The organism is Streptomyces sp. NPDC003248, from assembly GCF_055563235.1.
The window spans coordinates 605,520-630,868 of sequence record NZ_JBVHDT010000002.1 but is presented as its reverse complement, the minus strand read 5'-3'; the positions used below and the strand labels follow the sequence as shown (position 1 = coordinate 630,868).

29 protein-coding genes and 1 tRNA gene are annotated in these 25,349 nt (G+C 70.5%); 7 read left to right on the top strand and 23 right to left on the bottom strand.

What is annotated here, in order from left to right; genetic code table 11:
• Positions 1-179: 179 nt before the first annotated feature.
• A complete protein-coding gene (gene nth / locus ACZ3KJ_RS08195) occupies positions 180-1,085 on the bottom strand; it encodes an endonuclease III (protein ID WP_467525558.1) in 906 nt (301 codons plus the stop codon).
• 335 nt (positions 1,086-1,420) lie between these two features.
• Between nth and ACZ3KJ_RS08190 the strand changes: the two genes are divergently transcribed.
• Positions 1,421-2,095, top strand: coding sequence for a Crp/Fnr family transcriptional regulator (locus ACZ3KJ_RS08190; RefSeq protein ID WP_133928442.1), 675 nt, complete (start codon positions 1,421-1,423; stop codon positions 2,093-2,095).
• Positions 2,096-2,225: 130 nt separating this feature from the next.
• Here the strand turns inward: ACZ3KJ_RS08190 and ACZ3KJ_RS08185 are convergent, their stop codons facing one another.
• From ACZ3KJ_RS08185 to ACZ3KJ_RS08170, 4 genes are all read right to left on the bottom strand, one after another.
• Positions 2,226-3,056, bottom strand: a complete 831-nt coding sequence (locus ACZ3KJ_RS08185; RefSeq protein WP_467525555.1) for an MBL fold metallo-hydrolase — start codon at positions 3,054-3,056, stop codon at positions 2,226-2,228.
• Complete coding sequence (locus ACZ3KJ_RS08180; RefSeq protein ID WP_467525553.1) at positions 3,053-3,922, bottom strand: NUDIX hydrolase; 870 nt, start codon at positions 3,920-3,922, stop codon at positions 3,053-3,055. Before ACZ3KJ_RS08180 ends, ACZ3KJ_RS08185 begins: the two co-directional genes overlap by 4 nt.
• A gap of 293 nt (positions 3,923-4,215) precedes the next feature.
• Positions 4,216-4,677 carry a RidA family protein gene (locus ACZ3KJ_RS08175; RefSeq protein WP_467525552.1) on the bottom strand — a complete coding sequence of 154 codons (462 nt, stop codon included), beginning with the start codon at positions 4,675-4,677 and terminating at the stop codon, positions 4,216-4,218.
• On the bottom strand, positions 4,674-4,832 hold the full coding sequence (locus tag ACZ3KJ_RS08170) for a DUF4177 domain-containing protein (RefSeq protein ID WP_003967454.1): 159 nt from the start codon (positions 4,830-4,832) through the stop codon (positions 4,674-4,676). The genes ACZ3KJ_RS08175 and ACZ3KJ_RS08170 overlap by 4 nt, the downstream gene beginning before the upstream one ends.
• A gap of 139 nt (positions 4,833-4,971) precedes the next feature.
• Here ACZ3KJ_RS08170 and bagA point away from each other — a divergent pair, with 139 nt between their 5' ends.
• Both bagA and bagB read left to right on the top strand, forming a co-directional pair.
• Positions 4,972-5,949, top strand: a complete 978-nt coding sequence (gene bagA / locus ACZ3KJ_RS08165) for an ATPase BagA (protein WP_467525550.1) — start codon at positions 4,972-4,974, stop codon at positions 5,947-5,949.
• Positions 5,946-7,412: an ATPase BagB gene (bagB, locus tag ACZ3KJ_RS08160; protein WP_467525548.1), complete on the top strand. Its 1,467-nt coding sequence runs from the start codon at positions 5,946-5,948 to the stop codon at positions 7,410-7,412. The genes bagA and bagB overlap by 4 nt, the downstream gene beginning before the upstream one ends.
• Before the next feature lie 95 nt (positions 7,413-7,507).
• On the opposite strand, the gene wblA is transcribed toward bagB, so the two are convergent.
• Positions 7,508-7,846 (bottom strand): transcriptional regulator WblA, encoded by a 339-nt coding sequence (wblA, locus tag ACZ3KJ_RS08155; protein ID WP_190046553.1) that lies wholly within the window; start codon positions 7,844-7,846, stop codon positions 7,508-7,510.
• Between the two features lie 408 nt (positions 7,847-8,254).
• Here wblA and ACZ3KJ_RS08150 point away from each other — a divergent pair, with 408 nt between their 5' ends.
• On the top strand, positions 8,255-10,528 hold the full coding sequence (locus tag ACZ3KJ_RS08150) for a transglycosylase domain-containing protein (RefSeq protein WP_467525547.1): 2,274 nt from the start codon (positions 8,255-8,257) through the stop codon (positions 10,526-10,528).
• A 155-nt stretch (positions 10,529-10,683) separates the two neighbouring features.
• On the opposite strand, the gene ACZ3KJ_RS08145 is transcribed toward ACZ3KJ_RS08150, so the two are convergent.
• Positions 10,684-11,148 (bottom strand): GatB/YqeY domain-containing protein, encoded by a 465-nt coding sequence (locus tag ACZ3KJ_RS08145; protein ID WP_467525546.1) that lies wholly within the window; start codon positions 11,146-11,148, stop codon positions 10,684-10,686.
• Between the two features lie 75 nt (positions 11,149-11,223).
• On the opposite strand from ACZ3KJ_RS08145, the gene ACZ3KJ_RS08140 reads away from it, so the two are divergent.
• The 3 genes from ACZ3KJ_RS08140 to ACZ3KJ_RS08130 all read left to right on the top strand — a co-directional run bounded on the left by ACZ3KJ_RS08140 (position 11,224) and on the right by ACZ3KJ_RS08130 (position 13,276).
• Positions 11,224-12,150 (top strand): metallophosphoesterase, encoded by a 927-nt coding sequence (locus ACZ3KJ_RS08140; protein ID WP_401687446.1) that lies wholly within the window; start codon positions 11,224-11,226, stop codon positions 12,148-12,150.
• 215 nt (positions 12,151-12,365) lie between these two features.
• On the top strand, positions 12,366-13,151 hold the full coding sequence (locus ACZ3KJ_RS08135; protein WP_467525544.1) for a Pr6Pr family membrane protein: 786 nt from the start codon (positions 12,366-12,368) through the stop codon (positions 13,149-13,151).
• Positions 13,152-13,202: 51 nt separating this feature from the next.
• Positions 13,203-13,276: transfer RNA gene (locus ACZ3KJ_RS08130), tRNA-Pro, on the top strand.
• A gap of 74 nt (positions 13,277-13,350) precedes the next feature.
• On the opposite strand, the gene ACZ3KJ_RS08125 is transcribed toward ACZ3KJ_RS08130, so the two are convergent.
• The 16 genes from ACZ3KJ_RS08125 to ACZ3KJ_RS08050 all read right to left on the bottom strand — a co-directional run bounded on the left by ACZ3KJ_RS08125 (position 13,351) and on the right by ACZ3KJ_RS08050 (position 25,194).
• A complete protein-coding gene (locus ACZ3KJ_RS08125) occupies positions 13,351-14,667 on the bottom strand; it encodes a site-specific integrase (RefSeq protein WP_467525542.1) in 1,317 nt (438 codons plus the stop codon).
• Entirely contained in the window at positions 14,655-14,861 is a 207-nt protein-coding gene (locus ACZ3KJ_RS08120) for a helix-turn-helix domain-containing protein (RefSeq protein ID WP_467525540.1), read from the bottom strand. The genes ACZ3KJ_RS08125 and ACZ3KJ_RS08120 overlap by 13 nt, the downstream gene beginning before the upstream one ends.
• A complete protein-coding gene (locus tag ACZ3KJ_RS08115; RefSeq protein ID WP_467525537.1) occupies positions 14,858-16,201 on the bottom strand; it encodes a replication initiator in 1,344 nt (447 codons plus the stop codon). Before ACZ3KJ_RS08115 ends, ACZ3KJ_RS08120 begins: the two co-directional genes overlap by 4 nt.
• A gap of 105 nt (positions 16,202-16,306) precedes the next feature.
• Positions 16,307-16,612 (bottom strand): SpdD-like protein, encoded by a 306-nt coding sequence (locus tag ACZ3KJ_RS08110; RefSeq protein WP_467525535.1) that lies wholly within the window; start codon positions 16,610-16,612, stop codon positions 16,307-16,309.
• Positions 16,613-16,632: 20 nt separating this feature from the next.
• Positions 16,633-16,788: a hypothetical protein gene (locus ACZ3KJ_RS08105; protein ID WP_467525533.1), complete on the bottom strand. Its 156-nt coding sequence runs from the start codon at positions 16,786-16,788 to the stop codon at positions 16,633-16,635.
• Between the two features lie 14 nt (positions 16,789-16,802).
• Positions 16,803-16,982 carry a mobile element transfer protein gene (locus tag ACZ3KJ_RS08100; protein ID WP_073889547.1) on the bottom strand — a complete coding sequence of 60 codons (180 nt, stop codon included), beginning with the start codon at positions 16,980-16,982 and terminating at the stop codon, positions 16,803-16,805.
• Between the two features lie 15 nt (positions 16,983-16,997).
• On the bottom strand, positions 16,998-17,705 hold the full coding sequence (locus ACZ3KJ_RS08095; protein ID WP_467525531.1) for a DUF2637 domain-containing protein: 708 nt from the start codon (positions 17,703-17,705) through the stop codon (positions 16,998-17,000).
• Positions 17,706-17,729: 24 nt separating this feature from the next.
• Entirely contained in the window at positions 17,730-17,945 is a 216-nt protein-coding gene (locus ACZ3KJ_RS08090) for a hypothetical protein (protein ID WP_467525529.1), read from the bottom strand.
• A gap of 83 nt (positions 17,946-18,028) precedes the next feature.
• Entirely contained in the window at positions 18,029-19,396 is a 1,368-nt protein-coding gene (locus tag ACZ3KJ_RS08085; RefSeq protein WP_467525527.1) for an FtsK/SpoIIIE domain-containing protein, read from the bottom strand.
• Between the two features lie 5 nt (positions 19,397-19,401).
• Complete coding sequence (locus ACZ3KJ_RS08080) at positions 19,402-19,749, bottom strand: SCO3933 family regulatory protein (protein WP_467525525.1); 348 nt, start codon at positions 19,747-19,749, stop codon at positions 19,402-19,404.
• 157 nt (positions 19,750-19,906) lie between these two features.
• Positions 19,907-20,728: an integrase gene (locus tag ACZ3KJ_RS08075; RefSeq protein WP_467525524.1), complete on the bottom strand. Its 822-nt coding sequence runs from the start codon at positions 20,726-20,728 to the stop codon at positions 19,907-19,909.
• Positions 20,725-21,576, bottom strand: a complete 852-nt coding sequence (locus ACZ3KJ_RS08070; RefSeq protein WP_467525522.1) for a sigma factor-like helix-turn-helix DNA-binding protein — start codon at positions 21,574-21,576, stop codon at positions 20,725-20,727. Before ACZ3KJ_RS08070 ends, ACZ3KJ_RS08075 begins: the two co-directional genes overlap by 4 nt.
• 175 nt (positions 21,577-21,751) lie before the next feature.
• Complete coding sequence (locus ACZ3KJ_RS08065) at positions 21,752-22,153, bottom strand: ATP-binding protein (RefSeq protein WP_467525520.1); 402 nt, start codon at positions 22,151-22,153, stop codon at positions 21,752-21,754.
• 95 nt (positions 22,154-22,248) lie between these two features.
• Positions 22,249-23,100, bottom strand: coding sequence for a helix-turn-helix domain-containing protein (locus tag ACZ3KJ_RS08060; protein WP_467525518.1), 852 nt, complete (start codon positions 23,098-23,100; stop codon positions 22,249-22,251).
• Between the two features lie 413 nt (positions 23,101-23,513).
• Complete coding sequence (locus ACZ3KJ_RS08055; RefSeq protein ID WP_467525517.1) at positions 23,514-24,353, bottom strand: hypothetical protein; 840 nt, start codon at positions 24,351-24,353, stop codon at positions 23,514-23,516.
• Between the two features lie 196 nt (positions 24,354-24,549).
• Positions 24,550-25,194, bottom strand: a complete 645-nt coding sequence (locus ACZ3KJ_RS08050; protein ID WP_467525515.1) for a hypothetical protein — start codon at positions 25,192-25,194, stop codon at positions 24,550-24,552.
• Positions 25,195-25,349 lie beyond the last annotated feature (155 nt).

Genomic DNA, 25,349 nt, shown 5'->3' with positions numbered 1-25,349 from the left:
TCGTTCCGCGACACGTACCGCTGCCGGGGCGTTCGGGGGGCGGGGCAGGGAGCCGTCGCCGCGGCCGGAGCTGGGGCGCGCGACCGGCCATGGGGCAGGGAGGGAGCGCGCGGCCGACCGGGGGCCCGGGAAGGGGCGCACGGTCGGACGCCGGCCCGGTCCCGTGTCCGTCCCTGCCCTCATCCGGCCCCCAGCGGGGGCGCCGGCCGGCCCCCGGCGTCCAGGTAGGCCTGGGGCGGGTTCAGACGCTGGCCGGGGAAGCCGCCCTTCTCGTACTTCAGGAGCTTCGTCGCCTTCTCCGGGTCGGTCTCGCCCTCGCCGTACGCCGGGCAGAGGGGGGTGATGGGACAGGCGCCGCAGGCGGGCTTGCGGGCGTGGCAGATGCGGCGGCCGTGCCAGATGACGTGGTGGGAGAGGTCGGTCCAGTCGCTCTTGGGGAAGAGCGCGCCGATCTCCGCCTCGATCTTGTCGGGGTCGGTCGCCTCGGTCCACTTCCAGCGCCGCACCAGCCGCTGGAAGTGCGTGTCCACGGTGATGCCGGGCCGGCCGAACGCGTTGCCCAGCACCACGAAGGCGGTCTTGCGGCCCACGCCGGGCAGCTTGACCAGGTCCTCCAGCTTTCCGGGGACCTCGCCGTCGAACTCCTCCACCAGGGCCTTGGAGAGCCCGGTCACCGACCTGGTCTTGGCGCGGAAGAAGCCGCACGGCCGGAGGATCTCCTCGACCTCCTGCGGGTCGGCGGCGGCCAGGTCCTCGGGGGTGGGGTACTTGGCGAAGAGGGCGGGGGTGGTCTGGTTGACCCGCAGGTCGGTGGTCTGCGCGGACAGGACCGTGGCGACCAGCAGCTGGAAGGGATTCTCGAAGTCGAGTTCCGGGTGGGCGTAAGGGTAGACCTCGGCGAGCTCGCGGTTGATCCGGCGTGCGCGGCGGACGAGCGCCGTACGGGACTCGGGCTTCCGCGCCGCGGACGCCGCCTTTCCCGGCGGGGTCTTCCCGGCCGACGGCCTGGCAGGCCCCCTCTTCACGGGATCCGCCTCCAGGGGCTCCTTCTCCACGGGCTCCTTCTTCACGGGCGCTTTCTTCATAGGCGCCTTCTTCGTCACCTTCGCCGCTTTCTCACCCTCACCGGACGTCTGTTCGCCCACAGCGGAATCCCGTCGTACAACCACCGCCCAACCCCCTCAGGCCTGCACTCTCACCGGCGACTTGGACACCCGGCCAGCCTAAAGCCCACCGCCGACATCCGCCTTGGCCTCGGAAGATCAGCCCCCGATCGGACCCCTGCCGCTTACCTCAGAGCACCTGTGCGGCATCCTTGTGACAGATCACACTGTTTGGACCGTCCGGCAAAATGGGGAACACGGTCCCCTGGCAGACAGGGGAGCAAGATCCCCTGAGCAGGTCGACAAGGAGAGAACTCGTGGACGACGTTCTGCGGCGCAACCCGCTCTTCGCGGCACTCGACGACGAGCAGGCCGCGGAGCTGCGCGCCTCCATGAGTGAGGTGACCCTCGCCCGTGGCGACTCCCTGTTCCACGAGGGCGACCCGGGCGACCGGCTCTACGTCGTCACCGAGGGCAAGGTGAAGCTCCACCGCACGTCCCCGGACGGCCGGGAGAACATGCTGGCGGTGGTCGGACCCAGCGAGCTGATCGGCGAGCTGTCGCTCTTCGACCCCGGCCCGCGTACGGCGACCGCCACCGCGCTGACCGAGGTGAAGCTGCTGGGCCTCGGCCACGGCGACCTCCAGCCCTGGCTCAACGCCCGCCCCGAGGTGGCCTCCGCGCTGCTGCGCGCCGTCGCCCGGCGCCTGCGCAAGACCAACGACGCCATGTCGGACCTGGTCTTCTCGGACGTGCCCGGCCGTGTCGCCCGCGCCCTGCTGGACCTCTCCCGCCGCTTCGGCGTGCAGTCCGAGGAAGGCATCCACGTCGTCCACGACCTCACGCAGGAGGAGCTGGCCCAGCTCGTCGGCGCCTCCCGCGAGACGGTGAACAAGGCACTCGCCGACTTCGCCCAGCGCGGATGGCTGCGCCTGGAGGCGCGCGCGGTGATCCTGCTGGACGTGGAGCGGCTCGCGAAGCGGTCGCGCTGACCTACGGCACCCCGACCACCCCTTGCGAGCGCCGACGGCCGACCGCCGACGGCGGTCGCGGGCGTTGACGGCGGTCGCGGGCCGTTGACGAACCCGGGCTCCTCACTGGGTCCGGGTGACGGCGCATGCCCTAGATGAGCCCGTGCTCCTCCAGGTACTCCATCTGCGCCCGTACGGACAGCTCGGCGGCCGGCCACAGGGAGCGGTCCACGTCGGCGTAGACGTGGGCCACGACCTCCTCGGCGGTGCGGTGGCCGTTCTCGACGGCCGTCTCGACCTGGGCGAGACGGTGGGCGCGGTGGGCGAGGTAGAACTCGACGGCGCCCTGGGCGTCCTCCAGGACGGGGCCGTGACCCGGGAGGACCGTGTGGACGCCGTCGTCGACCGTGAGGGACCTCAGCCGCCGCAGGGAGTCCAGGTAGTCGCCCAGACGGCCGTCGGGGTGGGACACGACCGTCGTACCGCGGCCGAGGACCGTGTCACCGGTCAGGACGGCGCCGTCGGCCGGGAGGTGGAACGACAGGGAGTCGGCGGTGTGACCGGGTGTCGGGACGACCCGCAGCTCCAGCCCGCCGACGGTGATCACGTCACCGGCGGCCAGCCCCTCGTCGCCGAGCCGCAGCCCGGGGTCCAGGGCCCGCACCTCGGTGCCGGTCAGCTCGGCGAAGCGGGCGGCGCCCTCGGCGTGGTCGGGGTGTCCGTGCGTGAGCAGGGTCAGGGCGACGCGCCGGCCGGCCTTCTCGGCCGTGTCGACGACCGCGCGCAGATGGCCCTCGTGCAGCGGCCCCGGGTCGATCACGACGGCCAGGTCGGAGTCCGGCTCGGCGACGAGCCAGGTGTTCGTGCCGTCCAGGGTCATCGCGGAGGCGTTGGGCGCCAGGACGTTGACCGCGCGGGCGGTCGCGGGACCGGAGAGGACCCCGCCGCGGGGCCGGCCGGGAAGGGCTGCTGCGTCCGTCATGCGGGGGCTCCACCTGTGGGGATGTGTTTGGTGAACTCGTCGTGGCCCGGCCAGGTCAGCACGACCTCGCCGTCGTCGAGGCGCGCCCGTGCCAGGACGGGCGTGAGATCGCGCGCGGCGGCGTCCGCCAGGGCCTCGGCGGCCGTGGCGCAGGACGTCAGCTGGCGCAGGGTCGCGATGGTGGGAGGCATCATCAGCAGCTCGCCGTCGTCGTACGCCGCGGCCGCGTCCGCCGGCCGGATCCAGACCGTGCGGTCGGCCTCCGTCGACGCGTTGCGGGTGCGCTGTCCCTTCGGGAGCGCGGCGACGAAGAACCAGGTGTCGTAGCGGCGGGGCTCGAACTCCGGGGTGATCCAGCGCGTCCAGGGGCCCAGGAGGTCGGAGCGCAGTACCAGTCCGCGGCGGTCGAGGAACTCCGCGAAGGACGTCTCCCGGGCGGCCAGGGCGGCCCGGTCGGCCTCCCAGTCGGCGCCGGTGGTGTCCCCGACGACGGAATCGGCGGCCGGCCCGGCGAGCAGGACCCCCGCCTCCTCGTACGTCTCCCGGACGGCCGCGCAGACGATCGCCTGGGCTCCCGCCTCGTCCACCCCGAGCCGCTCGGCCCACCACGCGCGCGTGGGACCCGCCCAGCGCACGTGACGGTCGTCGTCCCGCGGGTCGACTCCCCCGCCCGGATAGGCGTACGCCCCGCCGGCGAAGGCCATGGAGGCGCGTCTGCGCAGCATGTGGACGACGGGACCGCCGTCGGTGTCCTTCAGCAGCATGACGGTGGCCGCGCGCCTCGGCACGACCGGCTCGAGGGTCCCGTCCGCCAGTGCGCGGATGCGGTCCGGCCAGTCCGCGGGAAACCACTGCCCATTCGCCATGGCCGGAGGCTATCCCGTGGTGCGTGAATGTTCGAGAGGTGCCTGGGGGCCTACGGGTGCCCTGGGCGCCCTGGGCGCGCCGAGCGGGGCACTGGGCCGACCCGTTCCCGTAGGCGTCCCGTAGGCGTCTCCGTACGCATTCCGGACGTATTCCGTAGTGCCCCGTACCCACGGCCTCCGGACGTCCCCGGAAGCGGCAGCCGCCCGCCCGGCCTCCGGCCACCGGAGGCCGACGAACCCACCGGCGTACCGGCCGGCGGCAGACGGCGACCGCACCGCCGCCTCCTCGCGCCCTACGCCAGCTCGACCTGGATCTCGACCTCGACCGGCGCGTCCAGCGGCAGCACCGCGACGCCCACCGCGCTGCGCGCGTGCACGCCCTTGTCGCCGAGGACCTCGCCCAGCAGCTCGCTCGCGCCGTTGAGGACGGCGGGCTGGCCGGTGAAGTCGGAGGCCGAGGCGACGAAGCCGACGACCTTCACCACGCGCGCGACGCGGTCCAGGTCGCCCGCGACCGACTTGACGGCGGCCAGGGCGTTCAGGGCGCAGGTGCGGGCGAGGTTCTTGGCCTCCTCGGGGGTGACCTCCGCGCCGACCTTGCCGGTGACCGGCAGCTTGCCGTCCACCATCGGCAGCTGGCCGGCCGTGTACACGTACGGCCCGGACTGCACGGCGGGCTGGTAGGCCGCCAGCGGGGGGACGACCGCCGGCAGGGTCAGGCCCAGCTCGGCGAGCCTCGCCTCGACGGCGCTCACGCCTTCTCCCGCTTCAGGTAGGCGACGAGCTGCTCGGGGTTGTTCGGCCCGGGCACGACCTGGACGAGCTCCCAGCCGTCCTCGCCCCAGGTGTCCAGAATCTGCTTCGTGGCGTGGACGAGCAGCGGCACGGTTGCGTATTCCCACTTGGTCATGGGCCGACTGTATCCGCTGTGGACCGCGTGACCCGTCGCAGGCCATGTGGCCGATTGCCGCCCCTGGGGCAGGGCGGGCGCACCCCGTTGTCCACAGCCTCCCGATTGGCCCGGGCGCCGACTGGTTACGCTCGAAGACGTGAGCAGGCTCCAGGTCGTCAGCGGCAAGGGCGGGACCGGAAAGACGACGGTCGCCGCCGCACTCGCGCTGGCCCTCGCGTCCGAGGGGAAGCGGACGCTTCTCGTCGAGGTCGAGGGCCGGCAGGGCATCGCGCAGCTCTTCGAGACGGAAGCGCTGCCTTATGAGGAGCGGAAGATCGCCGTCGCTCCCGGGGGCGGGGAGGTGTACGCCCTCGCCATAGACCCCGAACTGGCACTTCTGGACTACCTCCAGATGTTCTACAAGCTGGGCGGTGCCGGACGGGCCCTGAAGAAGCTCGGCGCGATCGACTTCGCCACCACCATCGCGCCCGGGGTGCGGGACGTCCTCCTCACCGGCAAGGCGTGCGAGGCGGTGCGCCGGAGGGACCGCAGCGGCCGGTTCGTGTACGACTACGTCGTCATGGACGCCCCGCCCACGGGCCGGGTGACCCGCTTCCTGAACGTCAACGACGAGGTCGCCGGGCTCGCGAAGATCGGCCCCATACACAATCAGGCCCAGGCGGTCATGAGGGTGCTGAAGTCGTCGGAGACGGCGGTGCACCTGGTGACGCTGCTGGAGGAGATGCCCGTCCAGGAGACCGCGGACGGCATCGCCGAACTGCGGGGGGCGGGGCTGCCGGTGGGGCGGGTCGTCGTCAACATGGTGCGGCCGGAGCTGCTCGACGCGGCCGGGCTGGAACTCCTGCGGACGGTGGGCCGTTCCTCTGTCGCGCGGTCGCTGTCGGCCGCGGGACTCGGCGGGGCGCGGCGCGGCGGGCACGCGGAGCGGCTGGTCGACCCGCTCCTGGCGCAGGCCGAGGAGTACGCCGAGCGGTACGCGCTGGAGCACGAGCAGCGGTCCGTCCTGGCCGAGCTGGACCTGCCGCTGCACGAACTGCCGCTGCTCGCCGAGGGCATGGACCTCGCGGGCCTGTACGAACTCGCCACCGAGCTGCGGAAGCAGGGGATGTCATGAGTCCGGACCAGACTCACGGCCAGGGGAGCACCCGGCACGGCCTCTCCTCCGCGCGCGTGCTGGACGTCGATCCGCTGCTCGACGATCCGGGCACGCGCATCATGGTGTGCTGCGGCTCGGGCGGCGTCGGCAAGACGACGACGGCGGCCGCGCTGGGCCTCAGGGCCGCCGAGCGGGGCCGCAAGGTGGTCGTCCTCACCATCGACCCGGCGCGCCGGCTCGCGCAGTCCATGGGCATCGACTCGCTCGACAACACCCCGCGCCGGGTGAAGGGCGTCGAGGGCGACGGCGAGCTGCACGCGATGATGCTCGACATGAAGCGCACCTTCGACGAGATCGTCGAGGCGCACGCGGACCCGGAGCGGGCGGCCGCGATCCTGGGCAACCCCTTCTACCAGTCGCTCTCGGCGGGCTTCGCGGGCACGCAGGAGTACATGGCGATGGAGAAGCTCGGGCAGCTGCGTGCCAGGGACGAGTGGGACCTCATCGTCGTCGACACACCGCCGTCCCGTTCGGCGCTGGACTTCCTGGACGCGCCCAAGCGGCTCGGGTCGTTCCTGGACGGCAAGCTGATCCGCGTCCTGCTCGCGCCCGCCAAGGTCGGCGGCCGCGCGGGGATGAAGTTCCTGAACGTCGGCATGTCGATGATGACCGGCGTCCTCGGCAAGCTGCTCGGCGGTCAGCTGTTGAAGGACGTGCAGACGTTCGTGGCGGCGATGGACTCGATGTTCGGTGGCTTCCGTACGCGCGCGGACGCGACGTACAAGCTGCTCCAGGCGCCCGGGACGGCGTTCCTGGTGGTGGCGGCTCCCGAGCGGGACGCCCTGCGGGAGGCGGCGTACTTCGTGGAGCGGCTGGCCGCCGAGGACATGCCGCTGGCGGGTCTGGTGCTCAACCGGGTCCACGGCAGCGGCGCCGCCCAGCTGTCCGCCGAGCGGGCGCTCGCCGCCGCCGAAAATCTTGAAGAGCCCCGCATTGTGGATCAGGACGACGGGAAAGCTGGACTTCGTAACTCCCCCGACACGTATGGCAGTTCGGCACCAGAGACCCCCGACTCCCCCGGCTCCCCCGAATCCCCGGTGGACGGGTCCTCCGACTCCCCGGAGGGGTCCTCCAGCTCCCCGGTGGACGGGTCCCCGACGACCGAGGCCTCGACAGACCGGCCCCCGGCACGGCGCTCCCCCACGCCCCGGTCGCCGGCCGCCACGTCCGACTCCCCCGCGGACGCGGACCGGACCGTCGACGATCTCACGGCGGGCCTGTTGAGGCTGCACGCCGAGCGCATGCACCTGCTCTCCCGTGAGCAGCGCACCCGCGACCGCTTCACCGCGCTCCACCCCGAGGTCGCGGTCACCGAAGTGGCCGCACTGCCCGGCGACGTCCACGACCTCGCGGGACTGCGGGACATCGGTATCCGGCTCGCGGCCAACCGGCCGGAGCTGCCCGAGGCCGCCGACGGATGAGCCGACTGCCCCCAACCGAGCCGACTACCGGTGGCCAAGCTCACCACTGAACCGGCGACCGAGCCGACGTCCGGCGACCGAGCCGAGGGATCGCCTCAGCTCACCGCCGCGTAGTTCTCGTACACCTGGTCGTCGTCGAGGGGCACGATGCCCGCTCCGCGCTCGTACTCCGAGCGCGCCGTCTCCAGCAGCCGGCGCCACGAGGTGACGGTCGGCCGCCTGCGCAGGAGGGCGCGGCGCTCGCGCTCCGTCATGCCTCCCCACACGCCGAACTCGACGCGGTTGTCGAGCGCGTCGGCCAGGCATTCCGTGCGTACCGGACATCCGGTGCACACCGCCTTGGCCCTGTTCTGCGCTGCTCCCTGAACGAACAGTTCATCCGGATCGGTAGTGCGGCAGGCAGCCTGCGCACTCCAGTCGGTTACCCAGCCCATACCGGCGCCGTCCTCTCCCGAATCGAGGCTCCCCCACGGCGGCAGCGGCATATTCACCGCCGCCAGTTGAGGACGTTACGGAAGGTGGGCACAGCGCAACACCCCCTTCGGGCCCAATCTTGAATGGCCCGAACGGACTATGCGCAAGCGGCAGATCACCCGGGGGAGTGAGCCTGCGACATGCGTGACTATCCGCTGCAAAACGGGACAGTCCTGTTGAGTCACAACGGACGCCGAGTGACACACGAGGCGGATTCGGACACGCTCTCACCAAGAAAGCGAGAAACCTCCGGAACGATTCGGGGTCTCCGGACGTATTGATACGTAGCCCTGCTGCTGTGACAGTTGAGGGCAGCTTAGGCCAAGGCATTGACGCGTGTCCGGCGAATGAGAACGTAGGCTTCCCCCATGCCAAAGAAGCGCTCGGGCGGTGGTCTGACGGCGACGCAGCAGGCCGCCCAGTTCCTCGGTGTCAGTGTTCTCGCGGGAGCCGTGCTGGCCGGTATCGCCCTGCCCGCGTTCGGCGCCCTGGGCCTGGCCGCCAAGGGGTCGGTGGAGTCGTTCGACGAACTCCCGGCCAATCTCAAGACGCCACCGCTGAGCCAGCGCACCACGATCCTCGACGCCAAGGGCGACCAGATCGCCACGGTCTACTCCCGTGACCGCACGGTCGTCGACCTCGACGCCATCTCGCCCTACATGCAGAAGGCGATCGTCGCGATCGAGGACTCGCGCTTCTACGAGCACGGCGCCGTCGACCTCAAGGGCGTCCTGCGCGCACTGAACCAGAACGCGCAGAGCGGCGGGGTCTCCCAGGGCGCCTCGACGCTCACCCAGCAGTACGTGAAGAACGTCTTCGTCGAGGAGGCGGGCGACGACCCGACGAAGGTCGCCCAGGCCACCCAGCAGACCATCGGCCGCAAGATCCGCGAACTGAAGTACGCGATCCAGGTCGAGGAGGAGCTGGGCAAGAAGAAGATCCTCGAGAACTACCTGAACATCACGTTCTTCGGCCAGCAGGCGTACGGCGTGGAGGCCGCCTCCCAGCGGTACTTCTCCAAGAGCGCCAAGGACCTGACTCTGCCCGAGGCGGCCCTGCTGGCCGGCATCGTGCAGTCGCCCAGCCGCTACGACCCGGTCAACGACGCGGCGGAGGCCACCAAGCGGCGCAACGTCGTGCTGGAGCGCATGGCCGAGGTCGGCGACATCTCGCAGGCCGAGGCCGCCGAGGCGACGAAGGCCCCGCTCGGCCTGAAGGTCACCCAGCCGAAGAACGGCTGCATCACGGCCGTGCAGGGCGCCAGCTTCTTCTGCAAGTACGTCGAGCGGGTCTTCCTCAGCGACCCGGTCTTCGGCAAGACCAAGGAGGAGCGCGCCAAGGTCTGGAACCAGGGCGGCCTCACCATCCGGACGACGCTCGACCCGCAGTCCCAGCAGTCCGTCCAGGACTCGCTCAAGGACCACGTGTACAAGTCGGACAAGGTCGCCGCGGCCGCCACGCTCGTCGAGCCCGGCACCGGCAAGATCCTCGCGATGGGCCAGTCCAAGCCGTACGGCTACGGCAAGAACGAGACCGAGTACAACTACTCGGTCGACGCGGCGATGGGCGGCTCCAACTTCGGCTTCCCGACCGGTTCGACGTTCAAGCCGTTCGTGGCCGCGGCCGCCCTGGAGGAGGGCCGGCCGATCAACCAGTCGTACGCCGCGCCGTACGAGATGCCCTACCCGGCCTCGGTCCAGACGTGCAGCGGGAAGCCGTGGACCAACGCCTCCAACGAGAAGCTGGAGAACGAGGCGGAGTCCGAGGTCGGCCCGTACACGCTGAAGGAGGCCATGGCCAAGTCGGTCAACACCTACTTCGTGCAGATGCTCGCCGACATCGGCATGTGCCCGGTGGTGAAGATGACCGACGCCCTCGGCGTGGTCCAGGGCAACGGCGACAAGGTCCCCGAGGTGCCGTCCTCGATGACGCTCGGTTCGACCGGCCTGTCGCCGCTGACGATGGCGACCGCGTACGCCGCCTTCGCCAGCCGGGGCATGTACTGCACGCCGATCGCCATCGAGTCGATCACCCAGACCGTCGGCGGCACGAAGAAGTCGCTGGAGGTCCCGAAGTCGACGTGCTCGCGCGCGATGAGCGAGAAGACCGCGGACAGCATCAACACCCTGCTGCGCGGCGTGGTCGACTCCGGCACGGGCCAGCAGGCCGGCCTGTCGGGCCGCGAGAGCGCCGGAAAGACGGGTACGACCGACGAGCGGAAGAACGCCTGGTTCGTCGGCTACACCCCGAACCTCTCCGGCGCCGTCTGGGTCGGCAGCGCCACCCAGAAGGTCAAGATGACCAACATCACCATCGGCGGCGTCTACCACGCCCAGGTCTACGGCGGTGACACCCCCGGCCCGATCTGGCGGGACGCCATGTCCGGCGCGCTCCAGGGCAAGGAAGCCCCGAACTTCAACCTCGTCGACATCCCCGGCGGCGACAAGGACAGCGGCGACGAGGACGACGACGGCGACGACAACGGCGGCAACGACGACCAGGGCCTCATCGCCGGCCTGATCAACGGCGGCACGACGACCGGCGGCACGGTGCCGACCCCGTCGTACTCCTTCCCCGAGAACCTGTTCCAGGGGCAGAGCAACGGAAGCAACGGGAACAACGGGAACGGGGGGCGCGGCTGAGCGGCCCCGCCCGGCCTTGATGTGGAACGGCCCCCGCCCCTCGTACGGAGGGACGGGGGCCGTTCGACGTCGGGGAGCCGGTCACCGTCGGGCGACGCACCGATCGTCGTCGGGCGAGGCGCCGGCCGCCGTCGGACGCGAGGCGCCGGCCGGGGTCAGCCCGCGAGGAGCTTCTTCACCACGGCGGCGACACGGCCGCCCTCGGCCAGGCCGGCCACCTTCGGGTTCACGATCTTCATGACGGCACCCATGGCCCGCGGACCCTCCGCACCGGCCGCCTTCGCCTCCTCGACGGCCTGGGCGACGATGTCGTTCAGCTCGTCGTCGCTGAGCTGCTTGGGCAGGTACGCGGCGAGCACCTCGCCCTCCGCCTTCTCCCGCTCGGCGGACTCAGGGCGACCGCCCTGCGCGAAGGCGTCGGCGGCCTCCCGCCGCTTCTTCGCCTCACGGGTGATCACCTTCTGCACCTCGTCGTCGGAGAGCTCGCGCTTCTCCTTGCCCGCGACCTCCTCCTTGGTGATCGCGGTGAGCGTCAGCCGGAGCGTCGAGGAGCGGAGCTCGTCGCGCTCCCTGATCGCGGCGTTGAGGTCTTCCTGCAGCTTCGACTTGAGCGTGGTCATGGCTGCGATTGTCGCAGGTGCGGACAGTCCGACGCCCGTTCATTTAACGGGCGACGGTTCTGACACGATGGGCACATGCGCGCGCGATACGGAGTGCCCCTAGGAATCGCGGCGGTCGGCGCCGCCGGACTGCTCTACTCGGCGGGCTTCGAAGCCCGCTCCTTCCGCCTGCGGCGGGTGACGGTTCCCGTCCTGCCCGCCGGGATGCGTCCCCTGCGCGTGTTGCAGGTCTCCGACATCCACATGGTCGGCGGCCAGCGCAAGAAGCAGCGCTGGCTGCGCTCGCTGGCCGGTCTGCGCCCCGACTTCGTGATCAACACGGGCGACAACCTGTCCGACCCGGAGGGCGTCCCGGAGGTCCTCGACGCGCTCGGCCCGCTCATGGAGTTCCCGGGCGCGTACGTCTTCGGCTCCAACGACTACTACGGCCCGAAACTGCGCAACCCCGCCCGTTACCTGCTGGAGAAGACCCAGGGCCGCCACGGCCTGAACGGCAACGCACCCGCGGTCAACGTCGTCCACAACCCGTGGGAGGAGCTGCGCGACGGCTTCGACGGCGCGGGCTGGCTCAACCTGACGAACACGCGCGGCACGCTCAAGGTCGAGGGCGTGTCGGTGGAGCTCACGGGCCTGGACGACCCGCACATCAAGCGGGACCGGTACGCCGAGGTGGCCGGCGGCCCGTCGGGCACGGCGGACTTCTCGATGGGCGTGGTCCACGCCCCCTACCTGCGCACACTGGACGCGTTCACCGCGGACGGCTACCCCCTGGTCCTCGCCGGCCACACCCACGGCGGCCAGCTGTGCATCCCCTTCTACGGCGCACTGGTGACCAACTGCGACCTGGACACGGACCGGGTGAAGGGCCTGTCCACGCACACCGCGGAAGACCGTACGGCCTATCTGCACGTGTCGGCCGGCTGCGGAACGAACAGGTACACCCCCGTACGGTTCGCCTGCCCACCGGAGGCCACTTTGCTGACGTTGGTGGGACGGGAGTAGGGGCCGGACGGCACCGGCCCGGACGGAGGGGCGCAGCTGTCGGCCCGGAGACGGACCGACGGGCTGGGCGGACCGAACCCCCTAGGCTTATCCCCCCCCGGGCATTCCAGGTGTCCCAGGCGCCCCAGGTGTCCCGGGCGGCGCTCCGGACGGCGGATCACCCACACAGACCCGCCCGAATAGCCCCTTTCCTCCCCCCTCCCTAGCGTGAGGGCATGACCGCCCCGATACCCAGGGACCTCCCGGACCTGCCGGCGATCCCGCGGACGCACGCGCTCCTGCCCTCCTCCGTCCCCGCCTCGGCGGTGGTGGCCCCCGTACGACGCCCCGTGGCCGCGGTGCTCCGCCTGCTGATCGCCGCGACCGCGGCGGCGGGTGTCACCCTGGCCCTGCTGCTCGGCAGCCCGCTGCGGGTGCTCAGCCACTTCGCCGTCCAGAGCAGCATCCTCCTGGCCCTGGTCACGGCCCTGTCGGCGCGCCGCGCCTGGACCGCCCGCCGCCCCCTCTCCCCCGCCTGGACCGGCGCGGCCCTGCTCTACGTGACGATCACCGCCGCGGTGTACCACCTTCTCCTGGCCGACGCCGCGACCCCGTTCTCCGTGACGGCCACCACAGCCGCCCCCACACGCTGGGACGCGCTCGCCGGCCACCTCCTGCACACGGTGATCCCCGCGGCCGCCGTACTGGACTGGCTCCTGCTGACCCCCGCCGGCCGCCTCCGCCTGCGCCAGACGGCACCGTGGCTGCTGTACCCCGCGGCCTACCTGGTCTTTTCCCTCATCCGCGCGGAACTGATCACCCCGGGGACCCCCGGCCGCCACCTCTACCCGTTCCTCGACACGGCCGCCCACGGCTACCGGCACACCCTCGCCAACGCACTCCTCCTGGGCCTGTCCTTCTACGCCCTCGCCCTCCTCCTGGTCGCCCTCGATCACGCCCGCCCGAACCCGATGCGCCTCCGCGCCAGAACCGGATTTCGCCTACAGCCACCGGTGGGCTAAAGTAAACGACGTCGCCGCGACAAGCAGCACAAGCAGGACCAGCAGCGACATCGGGGTGTAGCGCAGCTTGGCAGCGCGCTTCGTTCGGGACGAAGAGGTCGTGGGTTCAAATCCCGCCACCCCGACACAGGTCAGAGGCCCATTCACGTGATCGTGAATGGGCCTCTGTCGTGCGTACAGCAGCGGAGTACAGCAACCGCTATGACTCTTGCTGGCCGTCCTTGTCCGGCTGCTCTTCCGCCCCCTTTTGCTGCTTGCGCTTCCCCTTCTTTTCCTTCTTCTGCTTGCTGCCGCCGAGCGCCTTGCCGAGCTTGCGGAGGGCCCGGCGGGTCTCGGCGGAGGGCACGTGTGTGTAGACCTCCATCGTGACCGCGATCTCGGAGTGCCGCAGGATCTGCATGGCAATCCGCGGGTGGACGTCGAGGGCGGCCAGGAGCGAGGCGCAGGTGTGGCGGGTGTCGTGCACGCGGATGCGGCGGACGCCGGCGCGCTCACAGCGGCGGTCGAATTCGCGGGTGAAGTTCCGCGGCTCCACCGGGGTGCCGTAGCGGGTGGTGAAGACGAGATCCGATTCCGTCCACAGATCCTTGGCCCGCTCCCTCGCGGCCCGCTGCTCCTTCTGCCGGAGCCGGAGGGCGGTCAGGCAGACGTCCGGCAGCGGGAGCACGGCCTCCGACGCCTCCGTCTTGGCCGTGTCGGTGTGCAGGAGCCGCCGGCGGACCCGCTGCAGTTGATGCCGGATGTGCAGTTCACCGGCGTCCAGGTTCACGTCCGACCAGGTGAGGCCGAGGACCTCTCCTTTGCGCAGGCCCAGGACGAGGATCAGGACGTACGCGGAGTAGAGGTAGTCACGCCAGGTCTGGGCGTTCTCCAGGAACGTGCACGCCTCTTCGACCGACCAGGGGTCGGGCCGCTTGCGCCGGGCCCGCTGGACCTTGACGAGCTGGGCGACGTTCTTCGAGATGCGCTCCTCGACCATGGCGTTGGTCAGCGCGCTGCGGAGGATCGTCCGGGCGTCGTTGACCGAGCGCTTCGACAGGGTCTGTCGGCAGCACTCCCCCTTGGCGCAGCAGCGCCGTCGCTCCTCGGGCCGCCTGGCATCCTTGCCCTGCGCGCAGCACTGGCAGGTCTCGGCGAGCTTGTTGAGCCAGCCCCGCATGTCCTGGACGGTCAGCCGGTCCAGCCGCTTGGAGCCGAGGAGCGGCACGATGTAGAGGCGGACGGTTGTCTCGTAGGTGGCAGCAGTCAGCGGCCGAAGGTTGGGTTCCACAACGTCCTTGAGCCAGTACGCCAGGTACTGCGCCAGGGTCGGCGTGTTGGTCGCCACCGGCCCTCTCTTGGCTTCGTTGTGGAGCTTGAGCCACTTCTCATGGACCTCTTTGCGGGTCGGTCCGTAGACGTACTTCCGCTTGCGGTTGCCCTCCGGAGTCGTGACCCAGGCGTACGCCGCATAGCCGTTCCGGTAGGGGTAGATCGATCCTTCGCCGTTGCCCCGCTTCCCGCTCACGCGGACCACCTCTCGTCCTCGTCGGCGACGCGGTTCACGTAGTCGTCCACCCAGGCCGGGAGGATGCGGCGGTTACGGCCGATCTTCACTGAGCGGAGCTCGCCCGTGAGGACGAGCATCTTGGTCTTGGAGAGGCTGAAGCCGAGCATTTCCGCGACCTCGGCCGTCGTGTGCCACTTCCGGTTGAGCGTGGCCGTGGTCATCGGGTCGGTTCTCCTTCTGCTCCGGGGGTGGATTGGCGTGACGTGGCCAGCCAGGTTTCCGCGGCGGTCAGGCCGGTCCCGGCGAAGCGCCAGTGCGAGAGGACGAGGACGGTGTCCGGGTCGGGCAACGGGTGGCCCGCTGCGGCCGCGCGTTCGCGGGTGAGGGCTTCGTTGTGGTCGGCGCGTTCCTGACGGAGGGCGCCGAGGGTGACGGAGTAGGCGCGGGACTTGGTGGAGAAGTGGCCGCGGAAGCCGAGCATGTGAGCCCACTTGCGCAGGCGGAGGTCTTCGAGTTCAGGCAGTACGCCGAGGTGCCAGCAGGTGAGGATCATTCGGCGTGCGTGGTCGGTGACGCCGGAGCCGATCAGGTCCGTGATCGGGTTGCGGATGGGGCGGTCGAGGGTGCCGGCGGTTTCGGCGCCCTTGGTGGCGTACTTGGCGATGTACGCGGCCACGGCCCGGCTGGAGAGCTCCGAGGTGCCCGCGAACTCGGCGGAGCGGATGGGGCGGATGTCGAGCTGTTCGCCGAAGCGGAAGGCGTGCGCGTGGCCGTCGAGGACGGGGCCGGGGGCCTCGGCGAGGCGGGCGGCCGCGCGGATGGCGTCGGTGAGGAGTTCTGTCGTGGCCCAGGCCGGTGGGGTGTCTTCGGCACCGTCCGGGCCGTCGAGGCGGATTACGGCGTGGAAGTGGACGGCGCCGCGCCGCTGGTACTCGGCGACCTTGGCGTACGAGACCTTGAGGCAGTCACGCAGCGCGGAGCGGCCGATGCCTGCGCGTGAGGCGAGCTGTTGGCGCAGGTAGGTGCTGAACCGGGCCCAGAGGGCACCGGCGTGCGCGTTCCACAGGACGGCCGCGCGGTAGTCGTAGCGGTCAGGATCGAGCGGCGTGCCGAGGGCGGGGTCACCGTCCGGGTGGGTGCGTCCGCAGCGGCAGCGGCCGCCGGCGGGGCGGTTGTGGACGGGGCCGAAGGACGGGGCGGTGAAGGTGGCGAAGACGCGGGGGTGTTGGGCGACGGCCGGGCCGATGCCCTTGCCGCCGCTCAGCCCGGCCGTGACGAGGTGGAACGTGTCCTTGCGGTACACCTCGGCGCAGGCGGCGCACCGGGTGGCCCGGCGGTTGTTGCAGCGGATGAGGAGTTGTCCGGCCGGGAGGTCGACGTCGACGACCTCCCGGACCACTTCACCCGTGGTGGCGTGGACGTCGAGGCGGTGGCCCTCCATCCGTACCGGCTGCTCGCAGCCTCCCAGGCGCTGAATCTGCCGGGCGTAGTCGCTGAGGTTGCCGTGACTGGCGAGGGCGGCCAGGTGGCGGATGGCTCCGAGGGGAGCCGGGGCGTGCATGTGCGGGTTCCTCCTTGCAGTGGGTGGGAGTTCGAGGCGGGCGCCCGGCCTGACCGTCCAGGGGGCTAGACAGTGGGGGCAGGCCGGGCGGCCGGAGCCTAGGGATCAGCGGCGGGTGAGGAGGGAGCGGACGACGACGGCGCAGACGGCGACCGAGGCGGCGGTGACGGCGACGGCCAGGAGCATGGAGACCAGGACGGCGCCGACGACCAGGACCACGCCAGTCCCACCGCCGACGAGGGCGAGCGCGGTACCGGGGGTGAGCTGGACGGCCGGGCGGGACGGCGCCGGAGCGACGGAGGCCGGCGGCAGGGTCTGCGCAGTCGGGGTGATGGTGATCGGCTCGACGACGGTGGGCGGGGGGACCAGGCCGGTCGGCTGGGGCATGGTCGGGATCTTCGGCCGGAACATGGGCGGATCTCCTTTCCGGATCACTTGACGACGGAGTTGATGACGGGGGCGAGCAGGCTGTCGGCGAGGAGGTAGCCGCCGAGAAGCAGGGCGGCGATGAGCCACCAGGGCGGGCGGATGAGCTTGACGCCCAGGACCCCGATGCAGAGCAGGGCGAGCCAGAGCGGGACGTCCATGCGGTGATCTCCTGTCAGGCGGAGCAACGGTGGGTGCGGGCGGCGAGTTCGGCGGCGGCACGGGAGTCGTACTCGGCGGAGAAGTCGCAGCGGGGCGCGGTGCAGGCGGCCAGGTGTCGGTTCTTGCCGCGGTCGAGGTAGGAGGCGACGTTCACGGGGCCGATGCGGCGGACGTTGCGGAAGCGGCGGTGCATGGTGGTGCTCCTCTCTCAGAGGTGGGCGGCGACGGATGCGGTCATGGACGGGGGCAGGCCGAGCCGGGCGCGTACGGCGTCGGGGTCGACGGGGCGGCCGGTGGTCGAGCGGTGTTCGTCGGCCAGGGCCCGGACGCGGTCGACGAGGGCGGGTGGCAGGGCGACGGCGGGAACGGAAGCCGAGGCCGGGGCCGGAGTGGCGACCGGTTCGGCGACAGTGGGTTCGGGGTCGGGGGACGGCGCCGGAAGCGCGTCCCGGTCCGGCGTGTCGACGACAGCTGGGGCCGGATGCGGCTCCATGTCCGTGTCTGGAGTCGCGGAGGCCGGGGCCGCCGGCGCTTCCTGGCCGTGCGGTGCGTGGGCCAGGAGCGTGCCGCCGAAGAAGGCGACGGCAGGCCAACCCGCGACGACCACGCGGAGCGAGGCGGGGACGTGGTCCAGGTCGAGGAGTCCGGCGGTGGCGACGTTGGCACCGAGGGAGGCGGCCAGGGCCACCAGGAACCACAGCCGCGGTCCCCCGGCCGCCTGCCCCGCTCGCTGTGACTGGCGCATACGGCGCCAGGCGGCGACCAGCAGCAGGTCGACACTGACGGGGTAGGCCCATGCCTTCCAGCCGCCCTGTCCGGCCGCCGAGGCGAGGTCGTGCAGGTGGGAAAAGGACAGGGCACCCGCGATGGCGGCCTGGACGATCACGGCGTCCACACGGAGCAGGTGGGCACGCATCAGCTCGGGTTCCCTTCCGGGGGGTCAGTTGGCGGACTTGAGCGCGTCGGCACGCTCACGGGCGAGGCGGGCCACCTCGGCAGCGTCGGCGTCGCCGGGCGTATGGGCCGCGATGCGCTCCAGCAGCTCCGCCTTGCGGTCCATGAGCGCGGCGTACTCGGCGGAGCCGGCGCCGATCTCCCGGAACGTCTGCAGGTCGGCGAGGAGCGCGTTGATCTCGGAAATGGTGGGGCGCGACATGGGCGTCCTTCCGGTTTCAGGCATGGGAGGGGTAGGGACGTGGCGCGAGGCGGTCACGCCGGCCGTGAAGAGAAGGGGCGCGGCTACTCGGTCACCGGGCGAGCGGTGGGAACGGCAGCGGTCGAGGAGGGCGGCCCGGCCGATTCGACGGCGACGGCGGGCCGGAAGGCGTTGAGCCGGGGCAGCTCCGGCACCAGGGCGGCGGTGTCACGGCAGACGGCCGCCGCCTCGTCGAGGGTCAGGTGGGGGGAGCGGACACGGGACCAGCCGCCGGAGGAGTCGCCGACGATGGCGACGCCGGGCCGTTCGGCCGGGATGGAGGTGGCGGCCAGGGCCGCCTCAGGGGAGATGTCGGCCAGCGCCATGTTCGCCGAGGACTCGTCGTTGACGCGGTGGCAGATGCGGCCGGTCAGCTGAGCGCGCAGCATCGTGGCGCCCCTGCCGAGTTCCGAACCGAAGCGCTGCCCGCACACCTCCAGATAGATGCCGGCCGCACGCCCGAGCTGGGCGAGACGGATGAGCTTGGTGACCATGGCATCCCGCCGTTTCTCGTCGTCCTTGCCCGCCGCGAGGAAGAGTTCCGCGACCTCGTCGACGACGACCACGACCGGCACCGGCCGCACCGCTTCCGGCAGCCCCCACACGTCCGAGGTGAGCACGGTGTCCGGACCGGCCCCGCTGCGGAGGCCGATGAGGCGGAAGCGGGCCTCCATTTCCTCCAGCAGGACGTCGAGGAGTTCGTTCGCCCGGTCCGGGGTGTCGGCGAGCGCGGACAACCGGGGCGCGAACGGCGCCAGTTCGACGCCCCATTTGCAGTCGATGCCGACGAGGACGACCGGCTGTCGGGCCAGGCCGCACAGCAGGTTGCGCAGGTAGACGGACTTACCGGATTGCGTGGCGCCGAGGATCAGTTCGTGCGGCACGGTACGGAAGTCCCGTACGTGCCACTCGCCGTCCTCCCGCAGCGCCAGCGGCAGGCAGAGCGGACCGGCGGCCAGCCGGTGCCGGGCGGGCCGTACCTCGGCGAGCACATCCCAGCCGACCAGCCGCAACTCCAGCCGCCCCGGCTTGGTGGGCCGGACGTGCACGGCATGGGCGCCCCAGGCGTGCCGCAACCGGTCGGCAGAGGCGGCGAAGTCCTCGGGTGCCTGCCCGGCCGCCATGCGCAGCCGCATCACGAGCCCGGAGCCGGTCGGCCGCGGGAACGAGTGGCGAGGCGGTACGGGAGCCGCCTGCCGCCCGAGCATCCGGGCGGTGGCCCGGCGGACGGCCGAGGCCGGGACCGTCAGGCCGCAGGCGTCCATCGTCGCCCGGTACGAGGCGAGCACCCGCAGCGCGACGACCGGATAGCCGACCAGCCACCAGAACACCACCGGCATACGCCGGCGTACTACCAGCAGCGCCACCCAGACCAGCAGGACGGGCAGCAGCACCCGGACGGTGTCGGCCATGGCGATCAACCCTGCGCCGAAGCCGGGGCGTTGACCATGACGGCGTCGGCCCGGTAGGCGATGCCGTGCCGGGCACGTCCACCGAACTCGCTCTCCCAGGGCCGGGCCACGAGACCGGGCAGGATGACCGGGGCGCCCATGACCAGACCGTCACCGATGCCCGGCTCGGGAACGGTGACCTTGATCATGTCCGAGCCGCCGGCCGCGATGAACACCAGCTCCAGGACCATGAGCCGCTGGTTGGTGACCGGGTCCACGGCGACCTCTCCGGTCTGCCGGTCCTTCACCTTGACCTCGGGCAGCTTGGTGACGAGGAGCGTCGCGGCCGAGGTGTCCACGGGGATCACACGCATTTTCTGAACCTCACTGAGCGGTGCGGATTGAATACCCCCCTAGACAGCACAGGGAGGGGCCCGCCCTAACTGTCTAGGGGGGTTGACGACAAAGGTAACCGACGGCCCGTCAACTGTCTAGGGGGATATACGAGCGCGCCTCAAGGGCGCGCCCGCGCTACGCCAGCAGCCAGTGAAGGACGGTCGCGTCGTCCCGCACTTTGCCGCGCGGCCAGCGCCGACCGTCGGGGTCCCCGCCTTCGGCGGCGCGCACCCGGTGGATCAGCTCATCCGGCCCGGAGGAGTCGAGGACGGCCAACACCTCTCGCCAGTCGGCGAGTTCGAAGCGGTCGACGAGTCGCGTCGCACCGTCGCTCAGCAGCGTCACGGACGCCAGCGACTCCAGCGGCACTGTCCCTGTCAGGGAGTGTTCGGCCGCCCTCGGGTCGGGGCCGGCGATCCAGAAGCCGCCCGGCAGGTTACGGAGCCCGGTCAGCGCGTCGCGATACTCGGCGAGCGCGGCAGCATGCTCGGGCGATCCGGTGGGCAGCGCGTCGACCGGCCCGCGCAGCCGTTTGCCGACGTCGTCCAGGCGCCGGTCGGTGACGACGGACGTACCGCCGCCCTTGTCAGCCAGGAGCAGGGAGGAGTCGCCAAGGACGAGGTATTCCAGAGCTCCCGCGCCGACCCGGGCGCAGACGACCGTACTGGTCGGACTGGCCCGGTACGCCAGGTCGCAACCGTCCTCGTGCAGCGACCGGACAAGGCTGATCGAGTCGGCCAGGCAATCGGCGAGCGGCCGGGCGGAATGCGCCGTGATGCTGCGCAGCAGCAGGCCGCCCAAAGTCGAGGAGAACCAGGCGACACCGTGCGTGCACCCGGTTTCGGCCCCGCCGACGCCGGCGCCGTCGAGAAGCACGGCCGCACCAGGAGCGGTAGCGGCGAAGTCCTCGTTTTCGCGTCCGAGGTCGGCGGGCAGCGTGGCGAGGGCGACCCTCACGCCGTCGTCTCCTCGTCGTGCAGGTAGAGCGGGGTGAGCAGTTCGACGGATTGCGGTTCGTCGGTGTCAGAGTCGTACTCGACGCTCACCAGGGTCGAGAAGTGACGCTCACCCACCTGCCCCCAGAGCGTGTTGAGGTCGGAGGCGAGCAGCTGGACGACGCCGAGGGAGCCCGCCGGGTGTATGCCGGCGATGGCGAGAACGGAGCCGTTGCCGTCCGGCCGGGGCAGCCGGCCGAGGTATCCGACGTCGTGCGGACGGGACGGTTCGGTGTCCACTCCCGCGCGGTACGTCGAGCCAGTACGCCGGTCCACCAGGGCCCACGGCTCGCCCTCCGGGTGCTCCCAGCTGAGCACCGGATCCTGCGCGTACAGGTCGCTCATGACCTGAGACATGCCCGGCCCGCAGACGACGACCAGGCCGTCACGGTTGAGGTCGACCTCACCGCCCACCTGCACATGCCCGGAGCTGACATCGAGCCCGTACGACTTGGCCAGCTCCTCGAGCCGCTTCCCGGAGTTCATGTCTGCCATGGCGACGACCGGGCGCTTCTTCTCGCCGTCCCACCGCAGCGGGGTGACAACGGTGACGGCGCCCGCCCCGAGGAAGGCACCCTCAGGGGCTGGCCCGGTGTGCCGGATCTGATGGATCCGCCCGCGGCTCAGGCCGGCTTTCTCGGCGATCTGCGCGTACGACAGCCCTTGCGCGTGGAGGTCCTGGACCACACGGCGACGCAGCCGGGCGAGTTCGGTCACCTCCTGCTGCGCTTCGGCCAACCGTGTCGTGACCTCACGCAGGAGCAGGTACGGATCACCGATCGCCGTGATCCGCTTCAACTCGTCCGACATGACCACACCTCCTAGAAGTACCCAGGAGTCTAGGGCCCTAGACAGAACAGGCGCGAGACGGCGTCCCGATCGGACCCCGATCACATAGAACGCGGCCCGCCGCCGCGGCACACCCTTGGGGCTCACTCCCCACCATCCAGAGGACGAGTACGGCCCGCCGCCGCATCAGGCGCCATCACTCGCCCACCCGCACCAGGTCGACCCAGATGCAGCGTCCACCGGAAGGCCGGTCCTTCACGCCCCAGTCCTTCGCGCAGGCCGCGACCATCATCAGCCCGCGGCCTCCCTGCTCTGCCGGGCTGGTCACACTCCGCACCACGGGCTCGCAGTCGCCGCCTTGGTCGACCACCTGAATCCGCACGAAGTCGTCAGCGAAGCCGACGACCACGAGGAACCATCCTCGGTACCAGCCGCTCCGTGTGTGCCGGACGGCGTTGGCCGCCAGCTCACCGACGACCAGGACGGCGTCGTCGACGAGGCCCGAAGCCTCGCCCTCCAGCAGGCTGGCGACGAAGTGGCGGGCTTCGGCCACCTGCCACGCCTGGCCGGGAAAGATGCGGGACCACTCTGCGGGCATGGGAACACTCCTCTGCGTCTAGGGGGCTAGACATGCCGTGAGCAGAGTATTCCTGGGCGCAACAGATGAGCCAGGCATTCAGAGGAATTATTCCTCTAACGAGTGGCGGGGCCGTCCAGGTCCCGGAAGTCCGCCATCACCCGGAGCAGGAGCTCCCGCACCTCAGACCCGAAGACCGCGGCCGCTTCGAAGCGAGTGAACGTCTCCTCGTACTCAGCAACTTCGGGAGAGTCGTCCGATGCCCGCTCACCCCGGAAGGTCTCGACGACGACCGCCGCTCGATCGCACAAGGTAAACCCGTGACGAGGCATGACGGGTACGGCGCGACACCAGGGCAGGACGCCGAGGCGGACCGTGCTCAGGCTCTCGACAGCCAGCAGCCGGTCGAGCTGGGCGAGCATGAGCGCAGGACTCCCCGGCCAGGTCCGCAGCACGGCCTCCGTCAGCACGAACACCGACTCCCGCCCCGGCTCGTACAAGAGGCTCTGCCGCTCCACACGGGCGGCGACCGCACGGCCGACAGCTTCCGGAGTCGCGTCCGGCGCACTGCCGAAGACGTGCCGGGCATACTCCGCGCTCTGAAGCATGGCCGGCAGGACGACGCACCCGAACGAGCGGACCAGCCGAGCAGACCGCACCGCTTCATCAAGAGCCCCCACGGCGGAGGCTTGAGCCTCCGGCGCTTCAACGGCGTCCGATGCGGTCTCCACCGCGACCAGGAGGTCACGCACTTCCTGCGTCGTCGACTCGTCGAGGTCAAGGGCGCGAGCCAAGCGATCCAAGACGTCGACGCTGGGAACCATGCGCCCGTTCTCCACCTTGGACACGGTCGGTTGCCCCACACCGGCTCGATGCGCCAGCACGGCCCCCGTCAGACCAGCCTCAGTACGAAGTCCGCGAAGACGCACCCCAAGCGCCTTCATCCGCTCCTGCCGCTCACTCCCCATAACCAGGGTTCTACACCACGGCCCGAAGGGGCCTGCCCTACGGACTCGACGACGGTCAACGACACACACCGGCAGTCAGACCATGATTCAAACTTTCTCTACTGGTTCAAGGCGGCTCGCTCCGCTCCCCGCGCGCGGCCCGGCCCCCGGCCGGGCCTGCGCTCCTGCCTCCGTCCCGCTCCAGCCCGGCCGGTGTCCGTGCCGCGCACATAGCAGCGAGCCGAAGGCCACACGGCGAGTGCCACCGGAGCGGCCACTGTCAGAACGATGCCTCCGGCGGGGGATCAGCCGGCACCCGGACGGAGGGCGTAGGGGTGTGGGTGGGGAGCTCCCATCCCGTCCGCCATTGCCCCAGGCGAAGCCGAGCAGACGTGGCCCTGGCGTTCAGGTCGTTCGTACAGTGGCGCGGCCCGCTACGGACACTCGCGCAAACGCCGCAGAAACCTCTTCAGGGAAGCAAGAAGTTCTTGCGGGTTGTCTATGACCTCAACAGGGATCCTGTCTACATAGGCAAGGCCAGCATCCCGGAGCAAGTGATCCCGCGACGTGTCCATCGCTCGGCGTACGCGGTGATTCGGGCCGTCAACTTCCAGCACACCCGCACGGCCCTTGTAAGCCACGAGAAGATCAGGTTCCCAGGTGTGCCCCAACACCCTTCCGTATGGCAGCGGGAAGATCGAGATCGTTTCCTCCGGGGGAAGCTCCTTCTCCTGTAGGTGCTTCAACGCCTGGTACACGCGACGCTCGCCGTAGTTCGTGAAGGCCAACCCGTCCAGCACCCACTGAGGCTTTTCGGGCATGGTCCGGCGCGCCTGGTTCGTCGGACGCTCAGCGGCCATCATCTCTTGCAGCCGCTCGCGCCAATCAGGGCCAACCCGAGGCAAGGTCTCGCGAAAACCGAGCCACGTGACGCCGTAGTTCAGACGACCGCTGATCCGTTCGAAGACCGAATTCAGGTGCTCCCTAGCCTCACTGGTGAAGTCCGCTTCGTTGCCCGGGTCGATCTCAAGCCACAGGTCATCCGTACGTGACTCATCGTCATACTCAACGAAGGCGTTCCTAACCAAGAGCAGCAGTTGCACGTGTTTGGTATCGCCCCGTTGCAGCAGGAGCGCGGCCATATGGCCCAACAATGAGTCAGCCTTGGCGTTCCGGCGCTCCTCGTCGGTCGTCCATCTGTCCTCGATGATCTCGTCGTACGTACGCGAACGCTGGAGGCCGTTCGCATCCCCCTGCGCCGGTTGCTCCGCCACTGCCCCTCCCCAGGCTCGAATAACGTGAAGCTACCCGATCCCTGTGACAGTCAGAGGTAGATCACCCACCCACAGTGCTGTACAGCAGCGAAGTACAGCAACCGTCCCCGCCCAGCAGCGACCCCGGGAGACCGCAGGGCTACCTGTATGACCGCCGTTGACCGATCGCTACAGGCAGGGCCGTCTCAGCCTCGTCTCACTCGGCCCTGTTCACGGCTGCTCCATGGGACCGGAGGCGGTAGCCGCGAAGACGACCACCCGCCCGTGAACGCAGGTGAACGTCCCCGCCCGGCCGCGGCGGCGTTCGCAGGACAAGCTTCGAGGCCTCAGTGAACTGTCTCCGCGCCTGGTGTGCCCGAGTCATCAGCGTCGGCCATGAGTGCCAGTCCCGCTCGAAGGGCTCATCCGGGTTCGACTGATGGTTGAGATACCCAGACGCGGCATCAAAGGCGTTGTCCATCGCGCTGACCGCCGCATCCACCGCTGCTGGGCCCAGGATGGCGGCGCGATCTAACGGCTTCGACAAGCCCCGCCGGGCGTCTACAAGGTCTTCCTCTACCGCTTTCTCCAGCTCATAAGGTTCACCGCCCTGGCTGTCTAGCCACTCCTCTCGCTCCGGCCACACGTCCACTGTGTGTCCGAGTTTGCTGACGGCGGTGTCCCACGCGTCGAGAAGAGCCACGTAAGCCTCTTGCCGTTGTCCACGCAGCCATTGCTCATGCTCGACAGCGGCTTGGTCCGTGGTCTGTCGGCGATTGCCGTGGATGCCGATGTAAGCCACAACGACGGTCCCAGCCACGCCGAGAGCTGCGGTGAGGATGACAGGCCACTGATCGCTCATGCGGGTCATCGTGCCGTAGCGGGGCCTACGCGCATCAGGCCGAGGGTGTGTGAAGCCAGCGGACTGGTCGAGGTGGAAGGCGGAGCCCTGAGGCTCGGACGACCCCTCGGCCCAGCTCCGCCAAGGAGACGATCGAGGCGAAGGTACTGTGCCAT